The organism is Streptomyces sp. NPDC059832 (assembly GCF_042731715.1).
GTDB lineage: Bacteria > Actinomycetota > Actinomycetes > Streptomycetales > Streptomycetaceae > Streptomyces.
This window is the reverse complement of sequence record NZ_JBHWIY010000034.1, coordinates 59925-85142: the sequence shown is the minus strand read 5'-3', so window position 1 is coordinate 85142 and position 25218 is coordinate 59925. Positions and strand designations below refer to the sequence as shown.

The following is a 25218-nucleotide window of genomic DNA, read 5'->3' as shown; positions in this document are numbered from 1 at the left end:
GAGCTGCAGATACTCATCGCGACCTGGACCGGCGCCTGCCCCACCTGTCACCGCGACATGCCAGACCCCGCACCAACATGACCAAGCCCTACTAGTGCCTGGCCCGGAGGGCACCGGCTGTCGGTGCCGCATGGCACGATCGGACCCGGACAGGTTTCCGCTCCCGGGGAGATGCGCGTGTTCTGGTTCTTGCTGGTGACGATGGTCGTGGTCGTGGCCGCGGTCACCCTCGCGGTGGTCGGCGGGGGGAAGAGCGCCGTCCTGCAGGACGTGGCGCCCGAGCAGCTGACCGACCCGCTGCCCTCGACCCGGCCGGTCGGCCGCGCGGATATCGACGCGCTGCGGCTGCCGGTGGCCGTGCGCGGCTACCGCATGATGGATGTCGACGAGGCGCTCGACCGGCTCAGCGCCGAGCTCGCCGAGCGGGACGCGCGGATCGCGGAGCTGGAATCGGCGCTGGCCGGCGCGCAGGCGACCGCGGTCGGCGGCCACGGTCTCATCGAACGTCCGCGGGAACAGCCGCAGCAGGGCCGGGAGCGTTCCGAGGACCATCCGCAGGCGCCGTGGGAGGCGCCCCGGCAGGACCCGCGGCCGACCGAGCACCCCGGAGAGGAGCCCCGGCGATGAGCGGCGGCGCGGAAGCGGCCCCGGACGGCGGACTGCGCTGTCCCTGGGGGCTCTCCACCGAGGACTACCTCACGTATCACGACACCGAATGGGGCCGGCCCGTCCACGGCGACGACGCCCTCTTCGAGCGGCTCTGCCTGGAGGCCTTCCAGTCGGGCCTCTCCTGGCTGACGATCCTGCGCCGCCGGGAGGGCTTCCGCTCCGCCTTCGCCGGGTTCAAGATCCCCGCGGTGGCCGAGTTCACCGACGCCGACAAGGAGCGCCTCCTCGCCGACGCCGGCATCATCCGCAACCGCGCGAAGATCGAGGCGACCCTCGCCAACGCCAAGGTGCTGGCCGGCTGGGGCGCCGGCGAGCTGGACGAACTGATCTGGTCCTACGCCCCCGACCCGGCGGGCCGCCCCGCCCCCCGCACCCTCGGCGACGTCCCGGCGGTCACACCGGAGTCCACGGCGCTGGCCAAGGACCTCAAGAAGCGCGGCGTGCGTTTCGTCGGACCCACGACGGCCTACGCCCTGATGCAGGCCTGCGGCCTGGTCGACGACCACCTGGCCGACTGCGTGGCGCGCGGCGGCCGGGCGTAGGGCCGTGCCGGCGTAGGCCGTCCGGCGGCTACCGGCCGAGGTACTTCGGCTTCTCCTTGTTCAGGAACGCCTGCACCGCGATCGTGTGGTCCTCGGACGCGCCCGCCCTGGTCTGGAGCTCGTCCTCCTTCTCCAGCGCCTCGCTCAGCGTGTGACCGGCGCCGTAGGCCAGGGACTCCTTCAGCGCCGCGTACGCCACCGTGGGGCCGGACGCCAGGGCGCGGGCCACGGCGGCGGCCTCGGCGGCCAGGTCGGCGGCGGGCACCAGCTTGTTCACGATGCCCAGCTCATGGGCGTCCTGCGCGGAGATCGAGCGCGGGAAGAGCAGCAGGTCGGCGGCGCGGCTCTGCCCGATCAGGCGCGGCAGCGTCCAGGAGACGCCCGAGTCGGCGGTGAGGGCCACACCGGCGAAGGAGGTGTTGAACGAGGCGGTGTCGGCGACGACCCGGTAGTCGCAGGCGAGCGCGAAGCCGAAACCGGCACCGGCGGCGACCCCGTTGACCCCGGCGACGACCGGCTTGGGCATCTCGGTGATGGCCCGCACGATCGGGTTGTAGTGCTCCTGCACCGTGCTCAGCGCATTGCCGCTGCCCGCCTCGCGGGTGCTTTCGAGCGTGGCCACATGCTCCTTCAGATCCTGGCCGACGCAGAACGCCCGCCCGGTCGCGGTGAGCAGAACGGCCCGTACGGCGGTGTCGGCCGCCGCGGACTTCAGCGCGTCACGGAGCGCCACCTTGGCCGCGGTGTTCATGGCGTTCATCGCGTCGGGACGGTTGATCGTGATCGTCGCGAGTCCATCGCTCACTTCGTAGCGCACGCTGTCCGCCATGTGGTCGGCCATTTCGTCGTCCCCTTCGCACCTCGGGCTATGCCTGTCCAGGCAAGCATGGCCGACTCGGGCGGGAGCCGACATGTGACCTGCGTCTAACAATTGAGCCCCGATGCGGGGGTGCGGGTGGCGGAGTATCGCAGGCCGATCGCCGAATTGGGTGGTTTTGAGAGAGCGCGTTGCGCAAGCGATGCCGACCGATGTTGGTCATCGGGGTCTGTGATGCGGGATAATGGCCTGGAAGCAATGTGTTCGATGCCGGTGACACAGCGCCTGTCATGGGGCCGCCGGTTGCGATGAGCTGGTTTCAGGAAGGGGAACGAGCATGGCGGCCATGAAGCCGCGGACGGGCGACGGCCCGCTCGAGGTGACAAAGGAGGGGCGGGGCATCGTCATGCGCGTTCCGCTCGAAGGCGGCGGTCGGCTTGTCGTGGAGCTGACTCCGGACGAGGCCGATGCACTCGGCGATGCCCTCAAGAAGGTCGTCGGCTGAGCAGAGGCGCCCACACTTCATCACTGCCCCGGCACGGTGTCCGTGCCGGGGCAGTGATGCGTTCACGACCGTTCCTGACCGACCTGACCGGCCGTTCCCGACCGGCCGGCCCGTCCGGCTCGCCCGGGGCGCGGGCGAGTCCCCGGCCCCGTGGCCGTGGGCGTCAGCCCCTGCGCACCGCGCACAGCAGCCCGTCGCCCACCGGCAACAGCGTCGCCATCAGTTCCTGGCTCTCCCGCACCGCACGCAGCAGCTCCCGCAGCCGCAGCACCTCCGCGGGCTGCGCCGCGGAGTCGACCGTTCGGCCGTCCGCGAAGACGCCCTCGAAGCAGACCAGGCCGCCGGGGCGCAGCAGGCGCAACGATTCAGCGAGACAGTCCAGGCTCTCCAGCCGGTCGCCGTCGCAGAACACGAGGTCGTATCCGCCGTCCGCGAGCCGCGGCAGCACGTCCAGGGCGCGGCCGGGAATGAAGCGGGCCCGATTGGCGGCGTACCCCGCGGCCCGGAAGGCCTCACGGGCGAACTGCTGGCGCTCGGGCTCCGGGTCGACCGTGGTCAGCACGCCGTCGGGCCGCATTCCGTGCAGCAGATAGAGCCCGGACACGCCGGTCCCGGTGCCGATTTCGGCCACCGCTTTGGCGTCCGTCGTGGCAGCGAGCAAGCGCAGCGCGGCGCCGGTACCTGGCGACACCGAGCGGAGCCCCGCGTCCCGGGCCCGGTCCCGGGCCCAGTGCAGTGCTTCGTCCTCGGCGGCAAAGGCGTCGGCGAACGCCCAGCTCGTCTGCCGGTTGGCGGTAATGACCCTCTCCTGTCCCCGTAGTTGGCGCAACGGTGACTGTATCCGCTGCACCCGGGAACCCGCAGATGGGACCGGGCGTTATGAAGGCACAGGGGAGAGCCTGTGGAATCGGCCCGCGGATCGGGTCCGGGATCCACCGGCCGGCGGTTCCCGGGGGCGATCCCCGGCCCCAGCAGGAAAAAGGCTTATCCGGAGCTAACGGGCGAGGTGGCTATGGTAGGGGCTCCACTGGACACCACCAGAGCCGATAGGGGAGGTGCGGCTGCGCCTGTGGATCGGGGAGGAGTGCTGCGGCGCTTTCTCAGGTCGGCGGGTGAGCCGAAATCCGTGACCAACATTGCTGACCGTTCTTCCAACGACTCCGCGACGACCGCGACCTTCGCCTCAGATGCGGACTCCCAGGCGTGGACGCCACCCTCATGGGAAGAGATCGTCAGCACGCACAGCGGCCGGGTCTACCGCCTCGCCTACCGGCTGACGGGCAACCAGCACGACGCCGAGGACCTCACGCAAGAGGTCTTCGTCCGCGTGTTCCGGTCGCTGTCGACCTACACGCCGGGCACGTTCGAGGGCTGGCTGCACCGCATCACGACCAACCTGTTCCTGGACATGGTCCGTCGTAAGCAGCGGATCCGCTTCGACTCCCTGGGCGATGACGCCGCCGAGCGGCTGCCGAGCCGTGAGCCGTCCCCGCAGCAGGTCTTCAACGACACCCACTTCGACGCGGATGTGCAGCAGGCGCTGGACACCCTCGCGCCCGAATTCCGTGCCGCCGTCGTGCTCTGTGACATCGAGGGCCTTTCGTACGAGGAGATCGCCGCGACGCTGGGCGTGAAGCTCGGCACCGTGCGCAGCCGTATCCACCGCGGTCGCTCGCATCTGCGCAAGGCCTTGCAGCACCGTTCGCCCGAGGCCCGTGCCGAGCAGCGCTCGCTGGCGGGCGCGGTCCTGGCGGGGGAGGGCGGATCGGCGTGAGCGGCACAGGTCCGACCCCCGCGGAACAACACCTGGGGGACCGCCTCGCCGCGCTTGTCGACGGCGAGCTGAAACATGACGCCCGCGAGCGGGTGCTCGCCCACCTCGCGACCTGCGCCAAGTGCAAGGCCGAGGCAGCGGCGCAGCGACGCCTGAAGAGTGTCTTCGCCCAGTCCGCCCCGCCGTCGCCGTCCGAGGGGTTCCTCGCCCGGCTGCAGGGCCTTCCCGGGGGGCCGGGGGGTGACGACGACAGCCAGGACAGACCATTCGGCGGCTCCGGGCGCTTCGCGGACGGGCTCTTCCCCGTGATCCAGCCGTCCGGCAGCCGCCCGGATTCGCCGGGGAACCGGCCGCTCGGCGGCTTCGGCTTCCTCCCGGCCCCGCACGGCTCGACCGCCGTACTGCCGGGTGGCTCCTCCCGTTCCGGCTTCCGGATCCACGAGGTGGGCCGCGAGGCGGAGCGGTCGCCCTGGCGCGGCCGGAGATTCGCCTTCGCGGCGGCGGGTGCCGTCTCGCTGGCGGCCATCGCCCTCGGCGGCGCCCTGCAGCCAGGCGCGGGTTTCAGCTCCGCGGCCCGTGCCACGGGCGCCGGAAACGCGGTGACCCCGCTCGACGCTTCCTCGCGCGGCGAGAGCGGCGGCTCGGTCAGCCGCCGCGGCAGCGGCAGCCACGGCACGCTCGCGGCCAGGGGGTCGGGCGACCGCTCGATCGCCGCCGCCCCGTCGGCCGTGCCGAGCGTCGCACCGGCGGCCCCCTCCGCCACTCCCGCGGTGCTCTCCTCCGCGAGCCTGACGGGGAACCCCTTCGCCATGCACGCCCTGACCGATGTGTCCGCGCCACCGCTGATACGTCCGACCGGCACCACCCCGCTCTTCGCCGAGGTGTTCGGGCGGCTCGCCGCACCGTCACCGACGCCCTCCGCGCCACCGTCCGGGACGCAGTCGTCACCACCGCCCTGGGCACAGCCGTCGGCCTCGGCCTTTCCCACCCCCGCCGATCGTGGTCTGCCGCTTTCCTCCCGGCGCTGACCGGGGTCTGCGCAAGTATTCGCAAACCTGGTTGAATTCCGGGAGCAGTTCCGGGAGGGACGCCCCTGTCGGGGCGTGCAGAGGCCAGTTGCGGCAGTTGCGGGGAGAGCATGGAAGACGGGAAGTCCACCGGGCCGAAGGCGAAGTGGTGGAGCCGGCCCACACCGGGACGCACCACCCGCACAGCGCCGGACGAGCCGTCGTCCATCGAGGACCCGGCGCCCGTGGCCGACCCGGTGCCCACGGCGACAGCGACGGAAGCGGCGGTCGCCGATGACCGCGCGAGCCGCACGACCACGGCGCCGGAACCGCACCCGGCCGACGCGCCGCCCCGGTCCCCGGCACCCGAGCCGGTGGCCGCTGCCGCACGGCCCGTGACACCCCTGCACGAGCCCGATGAGTACAGCACCCCGCCCTACGGCGGCCCCGGCCCCTGGGCACCCGCCCCACCCGTGCAGCGGCCGGTCCCGACCCCGGCGCACGGCACCCCCGTACCCCCGCAGTACGCGGGGACGAACGGCGGGGGCATCCCCACGTCGCCCGCTCCCGCCCCGCTTGCTCCCGCCCCGTCCGCGCCCGTCTCCGCGCCGCCCGCGACCGGCTTCACGCCCCCGCCCCACACGCCTCAGCAGCCCCAGCAGCAACCCCAGCTTCAGCAGCCACAGCCACAGCCCCAACCGCAGCCGCAGCCGCAGGCGGCGACGCAGTGGCTCCAGTACGACCCCTGGGGTGCGCCCAGGCAGCCGCTCACCAACCCGGGCCCGCCGCTCGGGGCCGACACCGGACGGAAGAAGAGCCGGCGCGGCTCCCTCCTCGTCGGTGCGGTACTGCTCGCCCTGGTGGCGGGCGGAATCGGCGGCGGCATCGGGGCCTACATCGAGCGCAACGGCGGCCTCACCCAGGTCGAGCTCCCGCAGGCCGGCCGCAGCAGCGGTGGCCGGGCCCCCGACAGCGTCGCCGGCATCGCCGCCAGTGCCCTGCCCAGCGTGGTCACCCTCCACGTCAGCGGCTCCACCGAGTCCGGCACCGGCACCGGCTTCGTCCTCGACGGCTCCGGCCACATCCTCACCAACAACCATGTCGTCGCCCCGGCCGGCCAGGGCGGCGAGATCACCGTGACGTTCAGCGGCGGGGAGACCGCGCGCGGCGAGGTCGTCGGCAAGGACAGCGGCTACGACCTGGCCGTGGTCAAGGTCACCGGGGTCTCCGGCCTCAAGCCGCTGCCGCTGGGCAACTCCGACAATGTGCGGGTCGGTGACCCCGTGGTGGCCATCGGCGCCCCCTTCGACCTGTCCAACACCGTGACCTCCGGCATCATCAGCGCCAAGGACCGGCCGATCACCGCGGGCGGCGAGAAGGGTGACGGCAGCGACATCAGCTACGTCGACGCGCTGCAGACCGACGCGCCGATCAACCCGGGCAATTCCGGCGGTCCGCTCGTCGACACCGACGCCCATGTCATAGGCATCAACAGCGCCATCCGCGCCGCCGACAGCGGTTCGGCCGAGGAGGGCGGACAGGCGGGTTCCATCGGCCTGGGCTTCGCCATCCCGATCAACCAGGGCAAGCGGGTCGCCGAGGAGCTGATCAACACCGGGAAGGCCACCCACCCGGTGATCGGTGTCACGCTCGACATGAAGTACGCCGGGGACGGCGCCAGGGTCGGGTCCAAGGGTGCGGGCGGCAAGCCCGCGGTGACGCCGGGCGGGCCCGGGGCCAAGGCCGGTGTCAGGCCCGGGGACGTCATCACCGAGGTCGACGGCCGGCGGGTGCACAGCGGCGAGGAGCTGATCGTGAAGATCCGCGCGCACCGTCCTGGTGACCGTCTGGACCTCGCGCTGACCCGCGGTGGTAAAGACCTGTCCATCTCTTTGACGCTCGGTTCGGCAAGCGGCACGTGACAGCCCCGGGACGCTACCGCGCGGACAGTTTCGACGGGTACCGTGGGCCGGGTCCGGACCTCGACCGACACGGTCTCGGAGAACACGAGGAGCAACAGGGTGTTCAATGACATAGGCGTACTCGAGCTGGCGACGCTCGCGATTCTGGGCGTGCTGATCTTCGGCCCGGACAAGCTGCCCAAGGTCATCCAGGACGCCTCGCGCTTCATCCGCAAGATCCGTGAGTTCTCGGAGAGCGCCAAGGAGGACATCCGTACGGAGCTCGGCCCGGAGTTCAAGGACTTCGAGTTCGAGGACCTCAACCCCAAGACGTTCGTGCGCAAGCAGCTCATGGACGGCAATGACGACCTGGGGCTGAAGGAGATCCGCGAAAGCTTCGACCTGCGCAAGGATCTTGCCGAGGTCACCGACGCGGTGAACGGCCGGGAGAGCAAGGAAGTGGAGTCCGCGGACTCCCGGAGCAGCGTGTCGAGCGGCTCGGCGATCACCGCCGCCAACGGCTCCGCCGGTGCTCCGGACCTGCTCAAGAAGCGTGACCAGCCCGGCAAGGACGACCGGCCGCCGTTCGACGCCGACGCCACCTGACCCCCCGCCAATCCCGGCTGGTCCGGACGGTATGGCTATTCTCCATCTGTCCGGTTGTGAGTACGCCCGTTGGGGGGCGGGCCGCTCCGGACCCAACGGATCGAGGAGGCGGCCGGGCAGATGGAGACGACAAGTCGGGTGGGCGCGGAAGATGCGCCGGGCACAGTCACCGCAGAGGGGGTGCCGGCGACCCGGCGTATTGTCGACGGCTACCTGGCAGCCACGTTTCCCTGGTACGGACTGGACGAGGCCTTCACCGGGCCGCGCCGGCTGATGCAGGTGGGCACCGCGGCGGACGGCACGGTGCAGCACGGTTCCATCGGTCACGGTGACGAACCGTCGGTCCGGGCCGACGCGGGCGCCGAGAAGCAACGGTTCGCCGTCGTCGTGTCGATGGCCAGCAGCCCGGTGCGGCGCAGCGGCGACGGCACGGGGGTACTGGACGCCACCACGGTGTCCTCCGCGGCCTGGCTGGCCGGGTCCGGTCTGCTCGCCTGCACGTGGCCCCCGCAGATGGACCACGCGCTGCGCGACGACTGGCTCGACCAGCAGACGGAGACGGCCTTCGAACTCGCCGACGACCTGGACGGCCCCGCGTGGTCGGTGCTGTCACTGCCGGTGGACGGTGTCCCCGTGCCGTTCCACTACCGCGAGTCCGAATTCGGCTGGGTACTGGCGGGATCGGCGCACGGCGGGGTGCACATCGGCGCGTACGGGCGGGGGATGAGCGCGTACGGGCTGGGGTTCTCCGTGATCGGCGACATCGCGACGTACGCGTAGGACGGGCACACGTACGGGTAGGACGCGGGCACACGTACGCGTAGCAAGGAGACGTGCGTTCGCGCAGGACGGTGCGGTGACCGGCCGGGACCGGTCACCGCCCGCCGTTTCAGAACTTGTTGCGCGGGGTGATGCCCAGCGACATGCCCGACAGGCCGCGCTGACGGCCGCCCAGCTTGTCCGCGATGGTGCGCAGCGCCTTGCCGGCCGGGGAGTCGGGGTCGGACAGGACGACCGGCTTGCCCTCGTCGCCGCCCTCGCGCAGCCGTACGTCGATCGGGATGGAGCCGAGCACCGGCACCTCCGCACCGACCGTCTTCGTCAGGCCCTCGGCGACCCGGGCGCCGCCGCCCGAGCCGAACACGTCGACCATCTCGTCGCAGTGCGGGCACGGCATGCCCGACATGTTCTCGACGACGCCGACGATCTTCTGGTGGGTCTGCACGGCGATCGAGCCGGCCCGCTCGGCCACCTCGGCCGCCGCCTGCTGCGGGGTCGTGACGACCAGGATCTCGGCGTTCGGCACGAGCTGCGCCACCGAGATCGCGATGTCGCCGGTGCCCGGCGGCAGGTCGAGCAGGAGGACGTCGAGGTCGCCCCAGTACACATCGGCGAGGAACTGCTGGAGTGCGCGGTGGAGCATCGGTCCGCGCCACACCACCGGGGCGTTGCCCGGGGTGAACATGCCGATGGAGATGACCTTCACGCCGTGCGCCGACGGCGGCATGATCATGTTCTCGACCTGGGTCGGCTTGCCGTCCGCGCCGAGCATCCGCGGCACGCTGTGCCCGTAGATGTCCGCGTCCACGACACCGACCTTGAGGCCGTCGGCCGCCATCGCGGCCGCCAGGTTCACCGTCACGGACGACTTGCCGACGCCGCCCTTGCCGGACGCGACCGCGTAGACGCGGGTCAGCGAGCCGGGCTTGGCGAACGGCACCTCGCGCTCCGCCGTGCCGCCGCGCAGCGAGGACGCGAGCTCCTTGCGCTGTTCGTCGCTCATCACGTCGAGCGTGACGTCGACCCGCGAGACGCCCTCGACACGGGCGACCGCGTCCGTCACGTTCTTGGTGATCGTCTCGCGCATCGGGCAGCCCGAGACCGTGAGGTAGACCGTGACAGCGACCGCACCGTCAGCATCGATCTCGACCGATTTCACCATGCCCAGTTCGGTGATCGGGCGGTGGATCTCCGGGTCGTTCACTGTCGCCAGTGCCTCAAGCACCGCGTCTTCCGTAGCCATACCTCGATAGTACGGGTGCGCGCAGCGCTCCTCGATGGTGGTGGTGGGCGACGGGAGGGCGTCCGGCGCCTGCCGCTACGCGTGAGTAGCATCCGTCAGCGGTCTTCGTCGCTCTCGGCCGGGAGCAGGGAGCGCCGGTCGTCGAGATCCTTCGCGAGGTCCTCCAGTTCGGAGCGGATCCAGTCGCGGGTGGCGACCTCGCCGAGCCCCATCCGCAGCGACGCGATCTCCCGCGTGAGGTACTCGGTGTCCGCGATGGAGCGCTCGTTCTGCTTGCGGTCCTGCTCGTGGGTGACCCGGTCGCGGTCGTCCTGCCGGTTCTGCGCGAGCAGGATCAGCGGGGCCGCGTACGAGGCCTGGAGCGACAGCATCAGCGTCAGGAAGATGAACGGGTACTGGTCGAACCGCCAGTGCACGGGCGCGAAGACGTTCCACAAAACCCAGACGATGATGACCAGCGTCATCCAGACGATGAACCGCCCGGTGCCCAGGAAGCGCGCGATCCGCTCGGAGAACCGGCCGAACGCCTCGGGGTCGTAGTCGGGCAGCAACCGCCGGCGCGGGCGCTTGGGCTGGTCCAACCGGGAACGGGGCGGACGCGCGATGCCCGAGGCCCCCGCCGGCGTCGTCTTCTGGCGTTCCTCAGCGGCCATCGGCGCCCCCCTCCTCGCTGTGGAAGTCCGTCTCCCGCCAGTCGTCGGGCAGCAGATGGTCGAGCACGTCGTCGACCGTCACCGCGCCGAGCAGCGACCCGCTCTCGTCCACCACGGGCGCCGAGACCAGGTTGTACGCGGCCAGATAGCTCGTCACGGCCGGCAGCGGGGTGTCCGGGGCGAGGGGGACGAGATCGCTGTCGACGATCGAGCTGACCAGGGCGTACGGCGGATCCCGCAGCAGCCGCTGGAAGTGCACGGTGCCCAGGTACTTGCCGGTCGGGGTCTCATCGGGCGACCGGCACACGTAGACCTGGGCGGCGAGCGCCGGGGACAGGTCCGCCTGCCGGACCCGGGCGAGCGCGTCGGCGACCGTCGCGTCCGGCCGGAGGATGATCGGCTCGGTGGTCATCAGCCCGCCCGCGGTCCGCTCCTCGTACGACATGAGGCGCCGCACATCGGCCGCGTCGTCCGGCCGCATCAGCATCAGCAGCCGCTCCTTGTCCTCCTCGGGCAGCTCGGACAGCAGGTCGGCCGCGTCGTCCGGGTCCATCGCCTCCAGGACATCGGCGGCGCGTTCCTCCTGGAGCTTGCCGATGATCTCCACCTGGTCGTCCTCGGGCAGCTCCTCCAGGACATCGGCGAGCCGGTCGTCGTCGAGCGCGGCGGCGACCTCGGCCCGCCGTTTCGGCGACAGATGGTGCAGCGCGTTGGCCACGTCCGTCGGGCGCAGCCGCTCGAACGTGGCGACCAGGGTCTCGGCGCCCTGCCCGACCTCCTCCAGCGAGAACCCGCTGACCGCCGACCACTCGACCGTCAGGGTCTCGCCCTTGCGGCGCAGCGCCCCGCCCTTGCCCTTGCGTACGAAGTACTTGTCGATCTCCCAGTCGCGGCGGGCCGGGAGCTGCTGGATGGAGACGTCGAGGACGGTGACCTCCTCGCCGGTCTCCACGAGGCGGACCCGCCGGTCGAGGAATTCGCCGAGCACCAGGCGTTCGGTGGGCCGCTGTTCGAAGCGCCGCATGTTGAGCACGCCGGTGGTGATGACCTGACCGGACTCGATCCCGGTGACCCGGGTCATCGGGAGGAAGATCCGGCGGCGGCTGAGCACTTCGACGACGAGCCCGAGCAGCCGGGGCGGCCTGCCGCCGACCCGGAGCATCGCGACCAGATCGCGGACACGGCCCACCTGGTCGCCGTTGGGGTCGAAGACCGGTACGCCGGCGATGTGGGAGACGAACACCCGGGGGGCGACTGCCGCCATCGTGCGCCTCCTTCTTCCGTGTACGACTTCTCCGACTGGTCCGTTTGGCAGTCAATCAACCGTTATGACGGGATCAGGCTAGCCCGTACCGCTCCGGGCTGCCCCGGGGGAGCCGTCCGTACGGCTCCCTGCCGGACGGCGTGTACGGCACAGGTACGCTGCCGTCTGCCACCCCCCGCGATGCAGATGAGAGGCAGTGCGCCCGTGACCTCTTCCGTTCCGCCCGTCCGGGCCCGACGCCGGACCGCTCTCGCCGCCCTGCTCTGTGCGGGGCTGGCAGCAGCTCTCACGGGGTGCGGCGGCGAGGATCCGGACCAGGGGACCAACGGCGTCGGCAAGCTGGACGCCACGGAGATCGAGAAGAAGGCACAGGGCGCGGCGGACGCCGCCGACGCGGTGCGCCTCGCCGGGACCCTGGTCAGCAAGGGCGGCACGTACAAGCTCAACATGCAGCTCAAGGAGAAGGGCGGCACCGGCTCCGTGGTCTCGAAGGACAGCACCTTCGAGCTGCTGCGGATCGGCGACGAGCTCTATCTGAAGGCGGACTCCGGGTTCTGGAGCCACGAGGAGAAGTCCGGCGCCGACAGCGAGGCGGGCGGCGCGGCCGCGGACAAGCTCCAGAACAAGTACGTGAAGGTGCCCCAGGACGACCCCACGTACAAGCAGCTGCGCGGCTTCACGGACAAGAAGACCCTGCTCGACGGGATGCTCACGCTGCACGGCACCCTCAACAAGGGGGACCGGCAGAAGGTCGGCGCGACCCGGACCGTCCAGATCATGGGCGGCAAGGGCGAGGGTGGCCTGCTCGACGTCTCGCTGGAGGGCAAGGCGTATCCGCTGCGTTTCGCGCGCGGCGGCGGCGGGGGGATCGTCACCCTGTCGGACTGGGGCAAGGACTTCCCCTTGGAGGCCCCGGCGCAGGTGGACACGGTCGACTACGGGAAGCAGCTGCCCAGAACGGCGTCCTGACGGCGGGCCGCACCGCCCCCGTCAGCCCTTGCGCCCCTGCTTCAGCAGGCGCGGCAGCCCCGCGGGCACCGGCCGTCGCGTGGTCGCGGACGTCGGCAGGGGCGCCGCGGCCAGGGAGCCGTCCGGCAGCTCCGTACGGAACTCGCCGGGCGTCAGCCGCAGCACCCGGCACTCGCGCGCCCAGCGTTCCGTCATCAGCTCGGCGTCCGGTGCGTTCAGCCGCTTGCCCTTGAGCTCGGCGACCGCGGCCTCCCACTGTTCGGAGTGCGGCGCGAGTTCTGTCACGGCGGCCGTCCAGGCGACCAGCCGGCCGCCCTTGTCCTTGCTGCGCACGGTCACCTCGGCGGCGGACCCGTCGGTGAGCCCGGCCGGGAGCGGCTGCTCGCCGGGGCCGTCCCCGACCAGATGCGCCGCGCCCTCGTGCCATACGTGCCACAGCGCCCGCGCGGGACCGGTGCCCCGCACCCAGATGAGGCCGGACTTCTTGGTGGCCTCCTCGACGAGGGCCCGGCCCAGTGGCACATCAGCGGCAGCAGCAGTCATGACCGAACTCTATGGGACCGGGCGGGGACGGTGTCAGAGCCAGCCGTTGCGCTTGAGCGTGCGGTGGATGGAGAAGCAGACCACCCCGATGACCCCCAGCACCATCGGGTAGCCGTACGTCCAGCGGAGCTCGGGCATGTGCTTGAAGTTCATGCCGTAGACGCCGCAGATCATCGTCGGTACGGCGATGATGGCCGCCCAGGACGTGATCTTGCGCATGTCCTCGTTCTGCGCGACGGTCGCCTGCGCCAGGCTGGCCTGGAGGATCGAGTTCAGCAGTTCGTCGAAGCCGATGACTTCCTCGTGCACCCGCGCCAGGTGGTCGGCGACGTCACGGAAGTACTTCTGGATGTCCGGGTCGATCAGCCGCATGGGCCGCTCGCTCAGCAGCTGCATCGGCCGCAGCAGCGGCGACACCGCCCGCTTGAACTCCAGGACCTCACGCTTCAGCTGGTAGATCCGGCCAGCGTCCGAACCGCGCGGGCTGCCCTTGGCCGGGGTGGAGAAGACCTCGATCTCCACCTCGTCGATGTCGTCCTGGACGGCACCGGCCACCGCGATGTAGCCGTCGACGACATGGTCGGCGATGGAGTGCAGGACCGCGGACGGTCCCTTGGCGAGCAGTTCGGGGTCGTCCTGCAACCGGTGCCGCAGCGCGCGCAGCGAGCCGTGGCCGCCGTGCCGCACGGTGATGACGAAGTCCCGGCCGGTGAAGCACATCACCTCGCCGGTCTCGACCACCTCGCTGGTGGCGGTGAGCTCGGTGTGCTCGACGTAGTGGATGGTCTTGAAGACGGTGAACAGCGTGTCGTCGTACCGCTCCAGCTTCGGGCGCTGGTGGGCGTGGACGGCGTCCTCGACGGCGAGCGGGTGCAGCCCGAACTCCCGGGCGATACCGGCGAATTCCTCCTCGGTCGGCTCGTGCAGGCCGATCCAGGCGAAGCCGCCCTCCTCCCGCACCTGGAGCATCGCCTCGTGCGGCGTGCGGCAGGTGCCGCTCTCCAGGCGCCGTCCGTCGCGGTAGACCGCGCAGTCGACGACCGCGCTGGAGGCGGAGGGGTCACGGGTGGCGTCGTAACTGCTGTGCAGGGCGTTGCTCTTGCGCAGGGACGGGCGCACGGCGGCGCGCAGGTCGCGGATCATCGACATGGCTGGCTCCTTCACGGAGGGCCGTCGTCGGGCACGTGGAACAGCCCGGAATGGGGACGTGTGCTCACGTCCGCAAAGCGGGCGGCACCGCGGCGGCACGATGACGGCGTTCGCTACAGACAGGCAAAAAAGGAGTGCTCTTCCGTCGTGCGCAATGCCATGGGCCTTGACCGAGAAGGCTTCAGATCACCAAGAAAGGTGGAGTGCGGAAGAGCGGTTGGTACTGCACGGTCGACTTCGATCCATTGCAGCCCCACCTCCTCCAGCCGGTCCCCCTTGAGGGATGACGTGTCGTCGGGGCTGAGAGCGACGCTTCTGCGTGCTGCCCCGACCAGCGGCCAAGACTATCAGCCGACTGACGGCCAATCCCTTACTTTGCCCGTTCCATACGCGTCCTATGCTCGCGGGATGGGAGAAATTCTTGCTCTGGTCGAGGCCCGGCTGCTGACGGCCCTCGGTGAACCGGACGCGCGGGCCGCAGTGACGTTTCTCGGCACGGACCGGATCGAGGTGCTGCGCTTCGTCGACGGCGATGTGGTGCGCTACGCCACACTCGGTATGTCGGCGCAGCCGATGGCCGACCCGACCGCGGCCCTCGTGGACCCGGTGAAGGGCCCGCGCGCCGAACTGGTCCTCTCCGTGCGCGCCGGACTCGCCGACACCGACAAGGTGCTGCGCCCGCTCGCCGTGCTCGCGGCCTCCCCGCAGGTCGAGGGGGTGATCGTGGCGCCCGGTGCCTCGCTGGAGGTCGGTGAACCGCTGTGGCCCGGGGCGCCGTTCAGCTCCGTGCTGGTCGCCGAGCCGGGCGGTCTGGTGGAGGACCTGGAGATGGACGCGCCGATGGAGCCGGTGCGGTTCCTGCCGCTGCTGCCGATGACGCACAACGAGGCCGCGTGGAAGCGGGTCAGGGGCGCGCAGGAGCTCCAGGAGCGGTGGCTCTCGTTCGGTACGGACCTGCGGGATCCGCTGCGCGGCTCCGTGGCGCTCGACTGAGACGTACCTCGCCCGGGGCATACGGAAGCCCCGCCGCGCGGCCAGGAGGGGGAGCCGCGGGCGGGGCGGTGCGGGGCGGGCCAAGAGGTCAGTCGGCGAAGACCGTGACGCTGTCCTCGGTGGCGTGCTTCGGCTCCAGCTCCTCCGCCTCGTGGGTCAGCGCCGAACGCCGGATCCAGACGACGATCGCACCGGCCACGGCCGTGACCGCGGCGACCACGAACGGGATGTGGATGTTGCTCCACTCCTCGATCTTCGGGGCGAGGTACGGGGCGGCGGCCGCGGCGAACCAGCGGACGAAGTTGTAACCCGCGCTCGCCACCGGGCGCGGCGCGTCCGAGACACCGAGCGCCAGCTCCGTGTAGACGGTGTTGTTCATGCCGATGAAGGCGCCGGAGACGATCGTGCAGACGATGGCGGTGGTGTGGTCGCCGTATCCCAGGACCAGCAGGTCGACGGCGAGCAGCACCAGCGAGGCGCCGAGCACCTTCAGCGAGCCGAAGCGCTCCTGCAGCCGCGGGGCGACGAGCACCGAGAAGACCGCGAGCAGCAGGCCCCAGGCGAAGAACACCGCGCCCGACTTGTACGGCGTCATGTTCAGCACGAACGGGGTGAACGCCAGGATCGTGAAGAACGAGTAGTTGTAGAAGAACGCCGAGGTCGCGACCGAGGCCAGACCGCCGTGGCCGAGCGCCTTGATCGGGTCGAGCAGCGAGGTCTTCCGGGCGGGCCTGGGCTGTTCCTTCAGGAACGCCGTGATGCAGATGAAGCCGATGGCCATCAGCGCGGCCGTGCCGAAGAACGGGTAGCGCCAGCTGGCGTCACCGAGCAGGGCGCCGACCAGCGGCCCGCAGGCCATGCCGAGGCCGAGTGCCGACTCGTAGAGCAGGATCGCCGCGGAGCTGCCGCCGGCCGCCGCACCGACGATCACGGCCAGCGCGGTCGACACGAAGAGCGCGTTGCCCAGCCCCCAGCCGGCCCGGAAACCGACGAGTTCGCCGACGGACGACGAGGTGCCGGAGAGCGCGGCGAAGACGACGACGAGCGCGAGGCCGGCCAGGAGTGTCTTGCGGCCGCCGATCCGGCTGGACACGAAGCCGGTGACGAGCATCGCCACAGCGGTGATCAGGAAGTACGAGGTGAAGAGCAGGGACACCTGGCTCGGCGTCGCCTCCAGGCCCTTGGCGATGGACGGCAGAATCGGGTCCACCAGGCCGATTCCCATGAACGCGACAACGGAGGCGCCCGCCGTGGCCCAGACGGCCTTCGGCTGGCGCAGGATGCTGCCGGCGCCCTGATCGAACGGATCCTCTCCCTGCATGGGTCTTCTCGCTCTCCACTAGATCGTTGCGGTATACACAGAATAAGTTAGAGAACCTAATGAGTGCAAGTTACATCTAATTCCGCAGGTGGTGGCCCCGCTGCGGACGGGTGATCTTCCTTGACGCGGCGACGGTCCTGGAGGACCGTTGGTCGCTATGAGGGGCGAACCCAGTTGCCCGAAGTGCGGAGGCCGGGTCAGGGCGCCCGGTCTGTTCGCCGACACCTGGCAGTGCGCCGTGCACGGCAGCGTGCAACCGCTGCAGCCGGTGGTTCCGCCCGGCGTCGAAGCGCTGGGGGTGGTGGTGCGCCGCTCCCAGGTCCCGGTGTGGATGCCCTGGCCGTTGCCGGTCGGCTGGCTGTTCACCGGAGTGGCGAGCGCGGGTGACGACCGCAGCGGTGGCCGGGCCAGCGCCGTCGCCTGCTCCGGCCCCGGCCCCGTCGGCGGTATCGGCGAACTGCTGCTCGTCACCGAGGAGCTCGGTGTCGGACTCGGCGCGCGCTACGCGGGGATCGACGGCCCCGACCCCGGCCCCCACCTTGACGTCGAGGGCCCGCCGGACGTCAAGATGCTCGCCGCCGGACGCCCCACCCCGCTGTGGCACGTCAAGGGAGCCCCCGCGGACCGGGCGGTCTTCGCGGGCGAGGCGCGCGGACTCTGGCTCTGGGCGATCGTCTGGCCCGAGCAGTCCGGGCTCCTGATGTACGACGAGCTGGTGCTCGCCGATCTGCGCGAGGCCGGGGGAGAGATGGACCTCGTACCGTGCGGGGCGCTCACACCACGACTGCTCGGCTGAGCCCCGGGGCCTCCGTGCCCGGCCGGACGCCGTTCGAATGCCAGTTATCCTGAGACGTCCCCTTGGTCCGGCCCCGAGCACTGGAGTACGCGTCGTGCGCATCGACCTGCACACCCACTCCACCGCGTCGGACGGCACGGACACCCCCGCGGAGCTGGTGCGCAACGCCGCCGCCGCGGGCCTGGACGTCGTCGCGCTCACCGACCACGACACCGTGCGCGGCCACGCCGGGGCGATCGCCGCCCTTCCCGAGGGGCTCACCCTCGTCACCGGCGCCGAGCTCTCCTGCCGGATCGACGGCGTGGGCCTGCACATGCTGGCGTACCTCTTCGATCCCGACGAGCCCGAGCTGGCCCGCGAACGCGAACTCGTACGGGACGACCGGGTGCCGCGCGCCCGGACGATGGTGGGCAAGCTCCAGGAGCTCGGTGTGCCCGTCGAGTGGGAGCAGGTCGCGAGGATCGCCGGGGACGGATCGGTCGGCAGGCCGCACATCGCCACCGCGCTCGTCGAGCTCGGCGTCGTCGAGACCGTCTCCGACGCCTTCACGCCCGAATGGCTCGCGGACGGCGGACGCGCCTACGCCGAGAAGCACGAACTCGACCCCTTCGAGGCGATCCGGCTGGTCAAGGCCGCCGGTGGCGTCACCGTCTTCGCCCACCCGGCCGCCGTCAAGCGCGGCAAGGTGGTGCCCGAGTCCTCGATGGCGCGGCTCGCCGCCGCCGGCCTCGACGGCATCGAGGTCGACCACATGGACCACGACGAGCCGACCAGGGCCAGGCTGCGCGGGCTCGCCCGCGACCTGGGGCTGCTGACGACCGGGTCCAGCGACTACCACGGCAGCCGCAAGACCGTCGGGCTCGGCGAGTACACCACCGACCCCGAGATCTACGGCGAGATCACCCGGCGCGCCACGGGAGCCTTCCCGGTGCCGGGAGCCGGCGGGCCCCGCCCCGCGTAACGACGCACGCGCCGGGGCCGGAGCACGGACCCCGTACACGTACCGCCGTCCGTCCCACCTCAGCTGTTCCCACTCTCGCGCACCCGGCCGTCGGGCCGCCGTCATGGCTTCGGGGTGCGCTCCTTCAGGCCGTTTCTCTCTTCTCGCAAGGCTCACTGTGTTCGACGTCGCTGTCTTCGGATCCCTTTTTCTCACGCTTTTTGTGATTATGGATCCTCCCGGGATCACCCCGATCTTCCTCGCCCTCACCGCGGGCCGCCCCGCCAAGATGCAGCGCAGGATGGCGCTCCAGGCGGTCGCCGTCGCCTTCGGCGTGATCGCCGTCTTCGGTCTGCTCGGGCAGCAGATCCTCGACTACCTGCATGTCTCCGTACCCGCCCTGATGATCGCGGGCGGGCTGCTCCTGCTGCTGATCGCGCTCGATCTGCTGACCGGCAAGACCGACGAGCCGACGCAGACCAAGGACGTCAACGTGGCGCTCGTGCCGCTGGGCATGCCGCTGCTCGCCGGGCCCGGTGCGATCGTCTCGGTGATTCTGGCGGTGCAGCACGCCGACAGTGTGGGCAGCCAGATCTCGGTCTGGTCGGCGATCGTCGCCATGCACATCGTGCTCTGGCTGACCATGCGCTACTCGCTGCTGATCATCCGGGTCATCAAGGACGGCGGCGTCGTGCTGGTGACCAGGCTCGCCGGAATGATGCTGTCCGCCATCGCCGTGCAGCAGATCATCAACGGCGTCACCCAGGTCATCCAGAACTCCTGAGGCGCCCGCCGGCACCACAGCGCCCCCGCACGGACCTTCCGTGCGGGGGCGCTTCGTCTTTGTGCGTCGTCGTGCGTTACGAAGCCGAGGTTTCGGCCGGGCGGATATAGATGCGCTGGCCTATGGCTGCGGCCTGCTGCACGATCCGGTTGACGGAGGCGGCGTCCACGACGGTGCTGTCCACGGCGGTACCGTCGACATCGTCGAGTCGCATGATCTCGAAGCGCATAAGGCTTCCCTTCGTCTGATCCTCCTGCTGGAGAACTACTGGGAGGACGGATGACCCGTCCGCAAGGATGAGAGCACCGGACACCGCTGTCCTGCGCTCCACGAGGGGTATAACGGCTTGCCTCAGGCAAACATTCCCTACGCTAAGGAAATTTTTTGGATGTCTAAGTATCAGCAGGTCACCGAGCATCCGCGGGCGACGAGGTCCACGACGAGGCCCGAATGAACGAGGCAGAGATCCGCGAGCGCCTGGACCGCACCAACGAGCTGCTCCAGCGCGTGCTCGCCGAGGTGTCGAAGACCCCCTCGACCCACGCGATCTTCGTGGACGCGGGCTATGTGTACGCGGCGGCCGGACTGCTGGTCACCGGCACCGAGGACCGCCGTTCCTTCGACCTCGACGCGGAAGGACTGATCGAGGCCTTCATCGACAAGGCCCGGACGATCTTCGCGGACAGCAGGCTGCTGCGCGTGTACTGGTACGACGGAGCGCGGCGGCGTATCCACACCGTCGAACAGCAGTCCATCGCCGAACTCCCCGACGTCAAGGTCAGACTCGGCAACCTCAACGCCAACAACCAGCAGAAGGGCGTCGATTCACTGATCCGCACCGACCTCGAATCGCTCGCCCGGCACCGTGCCATCAGCGACGCGGCACTGGTCGGCGGCGACGAGGACCTGGTCTCCGCGGTGGAGGCGGCGCAGGGGTACGGGGCCCGGGTGCACCTGTGGGGCATCGAGGCGGGGGAGGGGCGCAACCAGGCCGAGCCCCTGCTCTGGGAGGTCGACAGCCAGCGCACCTTCGACCTGGACTTCTGCCGTCCGTACGTCACCAGACGCCCCGTCACCACCTACGAGGACGACACCCCCGCGCCCGCGCGCGAGGACGTCCGCTTCGTCGGCGCGCAGATCGCCGCCGCCTGGCTGGCCGCCCGGGGGCGCGAGTCCCTCGCCGATCTGCTGCCCGGACACCCGTACCTGCCGGGCTCCGTCGACCAGGACCTGCTGGTCGAGGCCGAACGGCTGCTCCAGCACTCGCTGCGCGGCCACGCGCATCTGCGGCGGGCACTGCGCGACGGCTTCTGGCAGCACCTTCAGTCGCAGTACTGAGCCCCCGCGGCACCGGGCCCGCTCGGCGCCCGCCGCCTACAGGCTGTCCCAGAACGCGGCGAGCGCGGCCGCCGTCTGCTCCGGGCGGTCCGTGTTGGGGGAGTGCTCGGCGCCCGTGATCCGGGTGCGGTGCGCGCCGAGCCGCTGCGCCATCTCGTCGAGCAGCGGCACCGGCCAGGTGTCGTCGCGCTCGCCGGAGAGCACATGGACCGGCAGTGGCAGGGCGGCGAGTTCGGCCACCCGGTCCGGCTCGGTCACCAGCTGGCGGCCGGTGGCGATCAGCTGGGCGGGCCGGTGGCGCAGCCAGCGCTGCCGCAGGGCCTCGCCGTCCGTCGCGGTGTCCTCCGGCGGGTCGAGGGCGCGCATCGCCTCCCACACCTCGGCCATGCTCAGCGTCGCGAGCGCGTCGCCGAGCACCTTCACCTTGAGCCGCTGGGCCTCGACGACCTCGGCGGGTCCTGACGACATGAGCGTCAGCGAACGGAACGGCGAGGCGTCGAGCAGTACGGCGGCGCGGGCGATCTGCCCGCCGAGCGAGTGCCCCAGAAGATGCACGGTGCCTTCGCCGCCGGCGCCGAGGGCGGCGGCCTGGGCGAGCACATCCAGGGCCAACTCGCCCTGCGCGTACGACTCCTGACGGTCCGTCCCATCGGTCTCGTACTGTCCGCGGCCGTCCACGGCGACGATCCGGTACCCGGCGGCCGAGAGCGGTTCGAGGAGAGCCATGAAGTCCTCCTTGCTGCCCATGTATCCGGGCAGCAGGAGGGCGGTGCCGCGCGCCGCGCCGGGGGGCGAGGCGTCCAGCACGGCGAAGTCGCCGCGCGACGTGCGCAGCTGGTGGGCGTGGGCGCAGGGGGGCGGGGTGAAGGTGTGCGGCCGGCTCATGGCACGAGGTTATGCCGTGGAACGCCGGACGGGCAGAAGAGAGGGCCGGAACGCCGGACGGGCCCGAGGATGTCCTCGGGCCCGTCCGGCGGATCAAGCTTCTGAGCGGTGGCCGCTCAGCCCTCGGCCTTCGCGGCGGTCGCACGCGGCGCCCGACGCCTGCGCGGCTTCGCCTCGCCCTCGGCGGCCGGTGCCTCGGCCACGGCCTCCGTCTTCGGCTTGGCGGCCGCACGGGTGCGGCGGCGCGGCTTGGTCTCCGGGGTGGGCTCGGAGATCGGCGCGATCTGGAAGTCGACCTCGTCCTCGGCCGGCTTGACGACGCGGGGGCGGCGGCGCGGCTTGGTCACCGTCTTCGTCTCGGCCACCGGCTCGGCGATGGGCGCGATCTGGAAGTCGACCTCGTCCACGACCGGCTTGACCACGCGGGCACGGCGGCGGCGCGGCTTGGTCTCGGTCGCCGGAGCGTCCTCGGCCGGGGCCTTGGCGGCCTTCGGCTCCACCTCGACCTCGACCACGGCCTCCACCGTGCTCAGCACGGCCTCGGCGGCGGCCTCCGGGGCGCCGACCCGGGCACGGCGACGGCGACGCGGCGTACGAGGCTCCGACGGGGCGTCGGTGGCCTCGGGGGCCGGGGCCGGCACCGCGGCGGTGGTGGCGGGCGCTTCCTGGACGGCGGAGCCGCCCCGGGTGCGACGGCGCTGGCGCGGCGTACGCGGCGCACGTTCCTCGCGGACGGCGGGCGCCGAAGCCGCGGCGGACTTGCGGCCGCGGCCGCCCGTCTCGCCGAGGTCCTCGATCTCCTCGGCCCGCAGACCCGCACGGGTCCGCTCGGCACGCGGCAGGACACCCTTGGTGCCGGCCGGGATGTCGAGCTCCTCGAAGAGGTGCGGCGAGGTGGAGTAGGTCTCGACCGGGTCGTTGAACTTCAGGTCGAGCGCCTTGTTGATCAGCTGCCAGCGCGGGATGTCGTCCCAGTCGACCAGCGTGATCGCGATGCCCTTGGCGCCCGCGCGGCCGGTCCGGCCGATGCGGTGGAGGTACGTCTTCTCGTCCTCCGGCGACTGATAGTTGATGACGTGGGTCACGCCCTCGACATCGATACCGCGGGCCGCGACGTCGGTGCAGACGAGCACGTCCACCTTGCCGTTGCGGAACGCGCGCAGCGCCTGCTCGCGGGCGCCCTGGCCGAGGTCGCCGTGGACCGCGCCGGACGCGAAGCCGCGCTTCTCCAGCTGCTCGGCGATGTCGGCCGCCGTGCGCTTCGTACGGCAGAAGATCATCGCGAGTCCGCGGCCGTTGGCCTGCAGGATGCGGGAGACCATCTCCGGCTTGTCCATCGAGTGGGCCCGGAAGACATGCTGCGAGATGTTCGCGACGGTCGCGCCCTCACCGTCGGGCGAGGTGGCGCGGATGTGCGTCGGCTGCGACATGTAGCGGCGCGCGAGGCCGATGACGGCGCCCGGCATGGTCGCCGAGAACAGCATGGTCTGCCGCTTCGGCGGAAGCATCGTGATGATCTTCTCGACATCGGGCAGGAAGCCCAGGTCGAGCATCTCGTCGGCCTCGTCGAGCACCAGGGCGCGGACGTGCGAGAGGTCGAGCTTGCGCTGTCCGGCCAGGTCGAGCAGTCGGCCCGGGGTGCCGACGATCACGTCGACGCCCTTCTTCAGGGCCTCGACCTGCGGCTCGTACGCACGGCCGCCGTAGATCGCGAGAACGCGGACGTTGCGCACCTTGCCGGCGGTCAGCAGGTCGTTGGTCACCTGCTGGCAGAGCTCACGGGTGGGGACGACGACGAGCGCCTGCGGCGCCTCGGTCAGCTCCTCGGGCGCGGCCCGGCCGGCCTCGACGTCCGCGGGGACGGTGACGCGCTCCAGCAGCGGCAGACCGAAACCGAGAGTCTTGCCGGTGCCGGTCTTGGCCTGGCCGATGACGTCGGAACCGGAGAGCGCGACGGGGAGCGTCATCTCCTGGATGGGGAACGGGGACACGATGCCGACGGCCTCAAGGGCCTCGGCCGTCTCGGGAAGAATCCCGAGGTCACGAAACGTAGTCAGGGTGCTGCCTCTTCTGTGAGACGCGGTCCGAGGCGAACGCTGGGGGTCGTACCGTGCCGGGGTTGGTCATCCGGCCGTGGATGGGCCGGGTGGCGCGGGACCACTGCCGTCGCTCGAGCGCTCGTGCCGCTGAGGGGGCCCCTCATCTGCGGTCGTACGTGTCGTACGCCCCGCGTGGAGGGCTGTCGGGTCGGAGCCGATCGGGCCACCGACCGGGCATCCTCATTCGTTTTCACCATTTTCACGCCGCTGATACATCCAAAATACTCAGTAGGCGCAATACCACTGTACCCCGGATTCGCGCATGTGTGTTGGGCGAATTCATCGGAACGGTGTGATGTCACTGGCTGACCAGGCCCTTCCGTCCCCCGCCGGGCGGGCTATTCTGCGCTTCATGGAGACGCCTGACAACGCCACTGAAACCCCTGAACCCACCGGAATCGCCGCCCAGGACTGGGCCACCGCGTCGGTGGAGCCGCAGTACCGGGCAGCGGTCGTGGACCTGCTGGGAGCACTCGCCTACGGGGAGCTGGCAGCCTTCGAGCGGCTCGCCGAGGACGCCAAACTCGCGCCGACGCTGGCCGACAAGGCGGAGCTGGCAAAGATGGCCTCCGCCGAATTCCATCACTTCGAGCGGCTCACCGACCGGCTGACCGCGATCGAGGTCGAGCCGACCGGCGCGATGGAGCCGTTCGCCAAGGCGCTCGACGACTTCCACCGCCAGACCGCGCCGTCGGACTGGCTGGAGGGCCTGGTCAAGGCGTACGTCGGCGACTCGATCGCCAGTGACTTCTACCGGGAGGTCGCGGTCCGGCTCGACTCGGACACCCGCTCCCTCGTCCTCGCCGTGCTCGACGACACCGGGCACGGGAACTTCGCCGTCGAGAAGGTGCGCGCCGCGATCGAGGCCGACCCGCGCGTCGGCGGCCGGCTCGCGCTGTGGGCGCGCCGGCTGATGGGCGAGGCGCTCTCCCAGGCGCAGCGGGTGGTGGCCGACCGCGACGCGCTGTCGACGATGCTCGTCGGCGGTGTGGCGGACGGCTTCGACCTGGCGGAGGTCGGGCGGATGTTCTCGCGGATCACCGAGGCGCACACCAAGCGGATGGCGGCGCTGGGACTGGCCGCGTAGCAGGCTCACCGGGGCCGGCCGCCGGGCCGGCCTCAGGCCGCCGCTGATCGGCTCAGGCGGCGGCTGCGCGGGCGGACCAGCAGCGAGAGCGTCACGGCCCCGATCAGCGCCGCGCCGATCAGCGTGGCCACGGCATGGCCCGGACCCAGCACCGAGTGCATGAGGTACGCGCCGAACAGGGCTCCCAGGGCGCCGGTGGTGAAGACGGCACGGCGGGGCGGGAGCCGGTCCGGCAGGGAGCGGAGCGCCATCCAGGCGAGGGCGAGTCCGAGCACGACGGAGCCGAGTGGTTCCAGGATCACAGATGATCACCTCGCGAGTTGCGGGGCGGTTAGGGCCTGCCCTAAATCGGTCGTAAGCGGTACTACCCGCAGGTTGCGGAACGCAACCCTCCTCGGCACGGGGTTCGCACAGGATTCACCGCGTACCGGAACGGGCAGCGGGGGGGGGGGGGGGGCCACAAACCGAGGGGCCGAGCGATGTCCAGGGCGTGGTTTTTACAGCATACCAGAAAACACACAGCATCCGACTGGTGGTGCTGCCCTCGCCGCGG

27 protein-coding genes are annotated in these 25218 nt (G+C 71.0%); 15 read left to right on the top strand and 12 right to left on the bottom strand.

The annotated features are described in order from the left end of the window. The first annotated feature begins 171 nt into the window (after positions 1–171). Entirely contained in the window at positions 172–627 is a 456-nt protein-coding gene (locus tag ACFV8T_RS37230; protein ID WP_385336173.1) for a DivIVA domain-containing protein, read from the top strand. After that, entirely contained in the window at positions 624–1211 is a 588-nt protein-coding gene (locus ACFV8T_RS37225) for a DNA-3-methyladenine glycosylase I (RefSeq protein ID WP_266414677.1), read from the top strand. Before ACFV8T_RS37230 ends, ACFV8T_RS37225 begins: the two co-directional genes overlap by 4 nt. Positions 1212–1239: 28 nt before the next feature. On the opposite strand, the gene ACFV8T_RS37220 is transcribed toward ACFV8T_RS37225, so the two are convergent. Further along, on the bottom strand, positions 1240–2052 hold the full coding sequence (locus tag ACFV8T_RS37220; protein ID WP_385336171.1) for an enoyl-CoA hydratase/isomerase family protein: 813 nt from the start codon (positions 2050–2052) through the stop codon (positions 1240–1242). 313 nt (positions 2053–2365) lie between these two features. On the opposite strand from ACFV8T_RS37220, the gene ACFV8T_RS37215 reads away from it, so the two are divergent. Continuing rightward, a complete protein-coding gene (locus tag ACFV8T_RS37215; RefSeq protein WP_003966491.1) occupies positions 2366–2533 on the top strand; it encodes a DUF3117 domain-containing protein in 168 nt (55 codons plus the stop codon). A gap of 163 nt (positions 2534–2696) precedes the next feature. Here ACFV8T_RS37215 and ACFV8T_RS37210 read toward each other — a convergent pair whose 3' ends face one another. Then, positions 2697–3362, bottom strand: a complete 666-nt coding sequence (locus tag ACFV8T_RS37210) for an O-methyltransferase (protein WP_385336183.1) — start codon at positions 3360–3362, stop codon at positions 2697–2699. 183 nt (positions 3363–3545) lie between these two features. On the opposite strand from ACFV8T_RS37210, the gene sigE reads away from it, so the two are divergent. The 5 genes from sigE to ACFV8T_RS37185 all read left to right on the top strand — a co-directional run bounded on the left by sigE (position 3546) and on the right by ACFV8T_RS37185 (position 8601). Continuing rightward, positions 3546–4307 carry an RNA polymerase sigma factor SigE gene (sigE, locus tag ACFV8T_RS37205; RefSeq protein ID WP_385336169.1) on the top strand — a complete coding sequence of 254 codons (762 nt, stop codon included), beginning with the start codon at positions 3546–3548 and terminating at the stop codon, positions 4305–4307. After that, the gene (locus ACFV8T_RS37200; RefSeq protein WP_385336167.1) at positions 4304–5335 is read left to right on the top strand and encodes a zf-HC2 domain-containing protein; all 1032 of its coding nucleotides are present in this window, start codon (positions 4304–4306) and stop codon (positions 5333–5335) included. The genes sigE and ACFV8T_RS37200 overlap by 4 nt, the downstream gene beginning before the upstream one ends. A gap of 110 nt (positions 5336–5445) precedes the next feature. Then, positions 5446–7236 carry a S1C family serine protease gene (locus ACFV8T_RS37195; RefSeq protein ID WP_385336165.1) on the top strand — a complete coding sequence of 597 codons (1791 nt, stop codon included), beginning with the start codon at positions 5446–5448 and terminating at the stop codon, positions 7234–7236. Positions 7237–7335: 99 nt separating this feature from the next. Further along, positions 7336–7821 carry a sec-independent translocase gene (locus tag ACFV8T_RS37190; RefSeq protein ID WP_385336163.1) on the top strand — a complete coding sequence of 162 codons (486 nt, stop codon included), beginning with the start codon at positions 7336–7338 and terminating at the stop codon, positions 7819–7821. A 120-nt stretch (positions 7822–7941) separates the two neighbouring features. Continuing rightward, complete coding sequence (locus ACFV8T_RS37185) at positions 7942–8601, top strand: hypothetical protein (protein ID WP_385336162.1); 660 nt, start codon at positions 7942–7944, stop codon at positions 8599–8601. A 109-nt stretch (positions 8602–8710) separates the two neighbouring features. Here the strand turns inward: ACFV8T_RS37185 and ACFV8T_RS37180 are convergent, their stop codons facing one another. The 3 genes from ACFV8T_RS37180 to ACFV8T_RS37170 all read right to left on the bottom strand — a co-directional run bounded on the left by ACFV8T_RS37180 (position 8711) and on the right by ACFV8T_RS37170 (position 11761). Next, entirely contained in the window at positions 8711–9844 is a 1134-nt protein-coding gene (locus ACFV8T_RS37180; RefSeq protein WP_266414663.1) for an Mrp/NBP35 family ATP-binding protein, read from the bottom strand. A gap of 95 nt (positions 9845–9939) precedes the next feature. After that, entirely contained in the window at positions 9940–10497 is a 558-nt protein-coding gene (locus tag ACFV8T_RS37175; protein ID WP_385336160.1) for a DUF1003 domain-containing protein, read from the bottom strand. Further along, positions 10487–11761, bottom strand: a complete 1275-nt coding sequence (locus ACFV8T_RS37170; RefSeq protein ID WP_385336158.1) for a magnesium transporter MgtE N-terminal domain-containing protein — start codon at positions 11759–11761, stop codon at positions 10487–10489. The genes ACFV8T_RS37175 and ACFV8T_RS37170 overlap by 11 nt, the downstream gene beginning before the upstream one ends. 204 nt (positions 11762–11965) lie before the next feature. Between ACFV8T_RS37170 and ACFV8T_RS37165 the strand changes: the two genes are divergently transcribed. Then, entirely contained in the window at positions 11966–12730 is a 765-nt protein-coding gene (locus ACFV8T_RS37165; protein ID WP_385336156.1) for a hypothetical protein, read from the top strand. A 21-nt stretch (positions 12731–12751) separates the two neighbouring features. On the opposite strand, the gene ACFV8T_RS37160 is transcribed toward ACFV8T_RS37165, so the two are convergent. Continuing rightward, positions 12752–13273, bottom strand: a complete 522-nt coding sequence (locus ACFV8T_RS37160; RefSeq protein ID WP_385336154.1) for a hypothetical protein — start codon at positions 13271–13273, stop codon at positions 12752–12754. Between the two features lie 33 nt (positions 13274–13306). Then, entirely contained in the window at positions 13307–14422 is a 1116-nt protein-coding gene (locus ACFV8T_RS37155) for a magnesium and cobalt transport protein CorA (RefSeq protein WP_266414652.1), read from the bottom strand. A gap of 408 nt (positions 14423–14830) precedes the next feature. Here ACFV8T_RS37155 and ACFV8T_RS37150 point away from each other — a divergent pair, with 408 nt between their 5' ends. Next, positions 14831–15415, top strand: coding sequence for a suppressor of fused domain protein (locus ACFV8T_RS37150; RefSeq protein ID WP_385336152.1), 585 nt, complete (start codon positions 14831–14833; stop codon positions 15413–15415). Between the two features lie 88 nt (positions 15416–15503). Here ACFV8T_RS37150 and ACFV8T_RS37145 read toward each other — a convergent pair whose 3' ends face one another. Next, on the bottom strand, positions 15504–16736 hold the full coding sequence (locus tag ACFV8T_RS37145; RefSeq protein WP_266414648.1) for an MFS transporter: 1233 nt from the start codon (positions 16734–16736) through the stop codon (positions 15504–15506). A 157-nt stretch (positions 16737–16893) separates the two neighbouring features. On the opposite strand from ACFV8T_RS37145, the gene ACFV8T_RS37140 reads away from it, so the two are divergent. From ACFV8T_RS37140 to ACFV8T_RS37130, 3 genes are all read left to right on the top strand, one after another. Beyond that, positions 16894–17532, top strand: coding sequence for a DUF6758 family protein (locus ACFV8T_RS37140; protein ID WP_385336150.1), 639 nt, complete (start codon positions 16894–16896; stop codon positions 17530–17532). A 94-nt stretch (positions 17533–17626) separates the two neighbouring features. Continuing rightward, positions 17627–18493: a PHP domain-containing protein gene (locus ACFV8T_RS37135; protein ID WP_385336148.1), complete on the top strand. Its 867-nt coding sequence runs from the start codon at positions 17627–17629 to the stop codon at positions 18491–18493. Positions 18494–18650: 157 nt separating this feature from the next. Continuing rightward, positions 18651–19256: a MarC family protein gene (locus ACFV8T_RS37130; protein WP_266414641.1), complete on the top strand. Its 606-nt coding sequence runs from the start codon at positions 18651–18653 to the stop codon at positions 19254–19256. A 76-nt stretch (positions 19257–19332) separates the two neighbouring features. On the opposite strand, the gene ACFV8T_RS37125 is transcribed toward ACFV8T_RS37130, so the two are convergent. Continuing rightward, entirely contained in the window at positions 19333–19485 is a 153-nt protein-coding gene (locus tag ACFV8T_RS37125) for a hypothetical protein (RefSeq protein ID WP_177328023.1), read from the bottom strand. Positions 19486–19706: 221 nt separating this feature from the next. Between ACFV8T_RS37125 and ACFV8T_RS37120 the strand changes: the two genes are divergently transcribed. Further along, positions 19707–20594, top strand: coding sequence for an NYN domain-containing protein (locus tag ACFV8T_RS37120; RefSeq protein ID WP_266414637.1), 888 nt, complete (start codon positions 19707–19709; stop codon positions 20592–20594). Positions 20595–20630: 36 nt separating this feature from the next. On the opposite strand, the gene ACFV8T_RS37115 is transcribed toward ACFV8T_RS37120, so the two are convergent. Both ACFV8T_RS37115 and ACFV8T_RS37110 read right to left on the bottom strand, forming a co-directional pair. After that, positions 20631–21479 (bottom strand): alpha/beta fold hydrolase, encoded by an 849-nt coding sequence (locus ACFV8T_RS37115; protein WP_385336145.1) that lies wholly within the window; start codon positions 21477–21479, stop codon positions 20631–20633. 116 nt (positions 21480–21595) lie between these two features. Further along, complete coding sequence (locus tag ACFV8T_RS37110; protein ID WP_385336181.1) at positions 21596–23446, bottom strand: DEAD/DEAH box helicase; 1851 nt, start codon at positions 23444–23446, stop codon at positions 21596–21598. 484 nt (positions 23447–23930) lie between these two features. On the opposite strand from ACFV8T_RS37110, the gene ACFV8T_RS37105 reads away from it, so the two are divergent. Continuing rightward, positions 23931–24665: a ferritin-like fold-containing protein gene (locus ACFV8T_RS37105; protein WP_266414635.1), complete on the top strand. Its 735-nt coding sequence runs from the start codon at positions 23931–23933 to the stop codon at positions 24663–24665. Between the two features lie 32 nt (positions 24666–24697). Here ACFV8T_RS37105 and ACFV8T_RS37100 read toward each other — a convergent pair whose 3' ends face one another. Beyond that, positions 24698–24916 carry a hypothetical protein gene (locus ACFV8T_RS37100; protein ID WP_385336179.1) on the bottom strand — a complete coding sequence of 73 codons (219 nt, stop codon included), beginning with the start codon at positions 24914–24916 and terminating at the stop codon, positions 24698–24700. Positions 24917–25218: the final 302 nt, after the last annotated feature.

Bases quoted from the DNA above. Each gene is read 5' to 3' on its own strand.
- ACFV8T_RS37230 (WP_385336173.1), top strand. From the start codon at position 172: ATGCGCGTGTTCTGGTTCTTGCTGGTGACGATGGTCGTGGTCGTGGCC.
- ACFV8T_RS37225 (WP_266414677.1), top strand. From the start codon at position 624: ATGAGCGGCGGCGCGGAAGCGGCCCCGGACGGCGGACTGCGCTGTCCC.
- ACFV8T_RS37220 (WP_385336171.1), bottom strand. From the start codon at position 2,052: ATGGCCGACCACATGGCGGACAGCGTGCGCTACGAAGTGAGCGATGGA.
- ACFV8T_RS37215 (WP_003966491.1), top strand. From the start codon at position 2,366: ATGGCGGCCATGAAGCCGCGGACGGGCGACGGCCCGCTCGAGGTGACA.
- sigE (WP_385336169.1), top strand. From the start codon at position 3,546: ATGGTAGGGGCTCCACTGGACACCACCAGAGCCGATAGGGGAGGTGCG.
- ACFV8T_RS37195 (WP_385336165.1), top strand. From the start codon at position 5,446: ATGGAAGACGGGAAGTCCACCGGGCCGAAGGCGAAGTGGTGGAGCCGG.
- ACFV8T_RS37185 (WP_385336162.1), top strand. From the start codon at position 7,942: ATGGAGACGACAAGTCGGGTGGGCGCGGAAGATGCGCCGGGCACAGTC.
- ACFV8T_RS37180 (WP_266414663.1), bottom strand. From the start codon at position 9,844: ATGGCTACGGAAGACGCGGTGCTTGAGGCACTGGCGACAGTGAACGAC.
- ACFV8T_RS37175 (WP_385336160.1), bottom strand. From the start codon at position 10,497: ATGGCCGCTGAGGAACGCCAGAAGACGACGCCGGCGGGGGCCTCGGGC.
- ACFV8T_RS37170 (WP_385336158.1), bottom strand. From the start codon at position 11,761: ATGGCGGCAGTCGCCCCCCGGGTGTTCGTCTCCCACATCGCCGGCGTA.
- ACFV8T_RS37160 (WP_385336154.1), bottom strand. From the start codon at position 13,273: ATGACTGCTGCTGCCGCTGATGTGCCACTGGGCCGGGCCCTCGTCGAG.
- ACFV8T_RS37155 (WP_266414652.1), bottom strand. From the start codon at position 14,422: ATGTCGATGATCCGCGACCTGCGCGCCGCCGTGCGCCCGTCCCTGCGC.
- ACFV8T_RS37150 (WP_385336152.1), top strand. From the start codon at position 14,831: ATGGGAGAAATTCTTGCTCTGGTCGAGGCCCGGCTGCTGACGGCCCTC.
- ACFV8T_RS37145 (WP_266414648.1), bottom strand. From the start codon at position 16,736: ATGCAGGGAGAGGATCCGTTCGATCAGGGCGCCGGCAGCATCCTGCGC.
- ACFV8T_RS37140 (WP_385336150.1), top strand. From the start codon at position 16,894: ATGAGGGGCGAACCCAGTTGCCCGAAGTGCGGAGGCCGGGTCAGGGCG.
- ACFV8T_RS37125 (WP_177328023.1), bottom strand. From the start codon at position 19,485: ATGCGCTTCGAGATCATGCGACTCGACGATGTCGACGGTACCGCCGTG.
- ACFV8T_RS37120 (WP_266414637.1), top strand. From the start codon at position 19,707: ATGAACGAGGCAGAGATCCGCGAGCGCCTGGACCGCACCAACGAGCTG.
- ACFV8T_RS37115 (WP_385336145.1), bottom strand. From the start codon at position 21,479: ATGAGCCGGCCGCACACCTTCACCCCGCCCCCCTGCGCCCACGCCCAC.
- ACFV8T_RS37110 (WP_385336181.1), bottom strand. From the start codon at position 23,446: ATGACGCTCCCCGTCGCGCTCTCCGGTTCCGACGTCATCGGCCAGGCC.
- ACFV8T_RS37105 (WP_266414635.1), top strand. From the start codon at position 23,931: ATGGAGACGCCTGACAACGCCACTGAAACCCCTGAACCCACCGGAATC.
- ACFV8T_RS37100 (WP_385336179.1), bottom strand. From the start codon at position 24,916: ATGGCGCTCCGCTCCCTGCCGGACCGGCTCCCGCCCCGCCGTGCCGTC.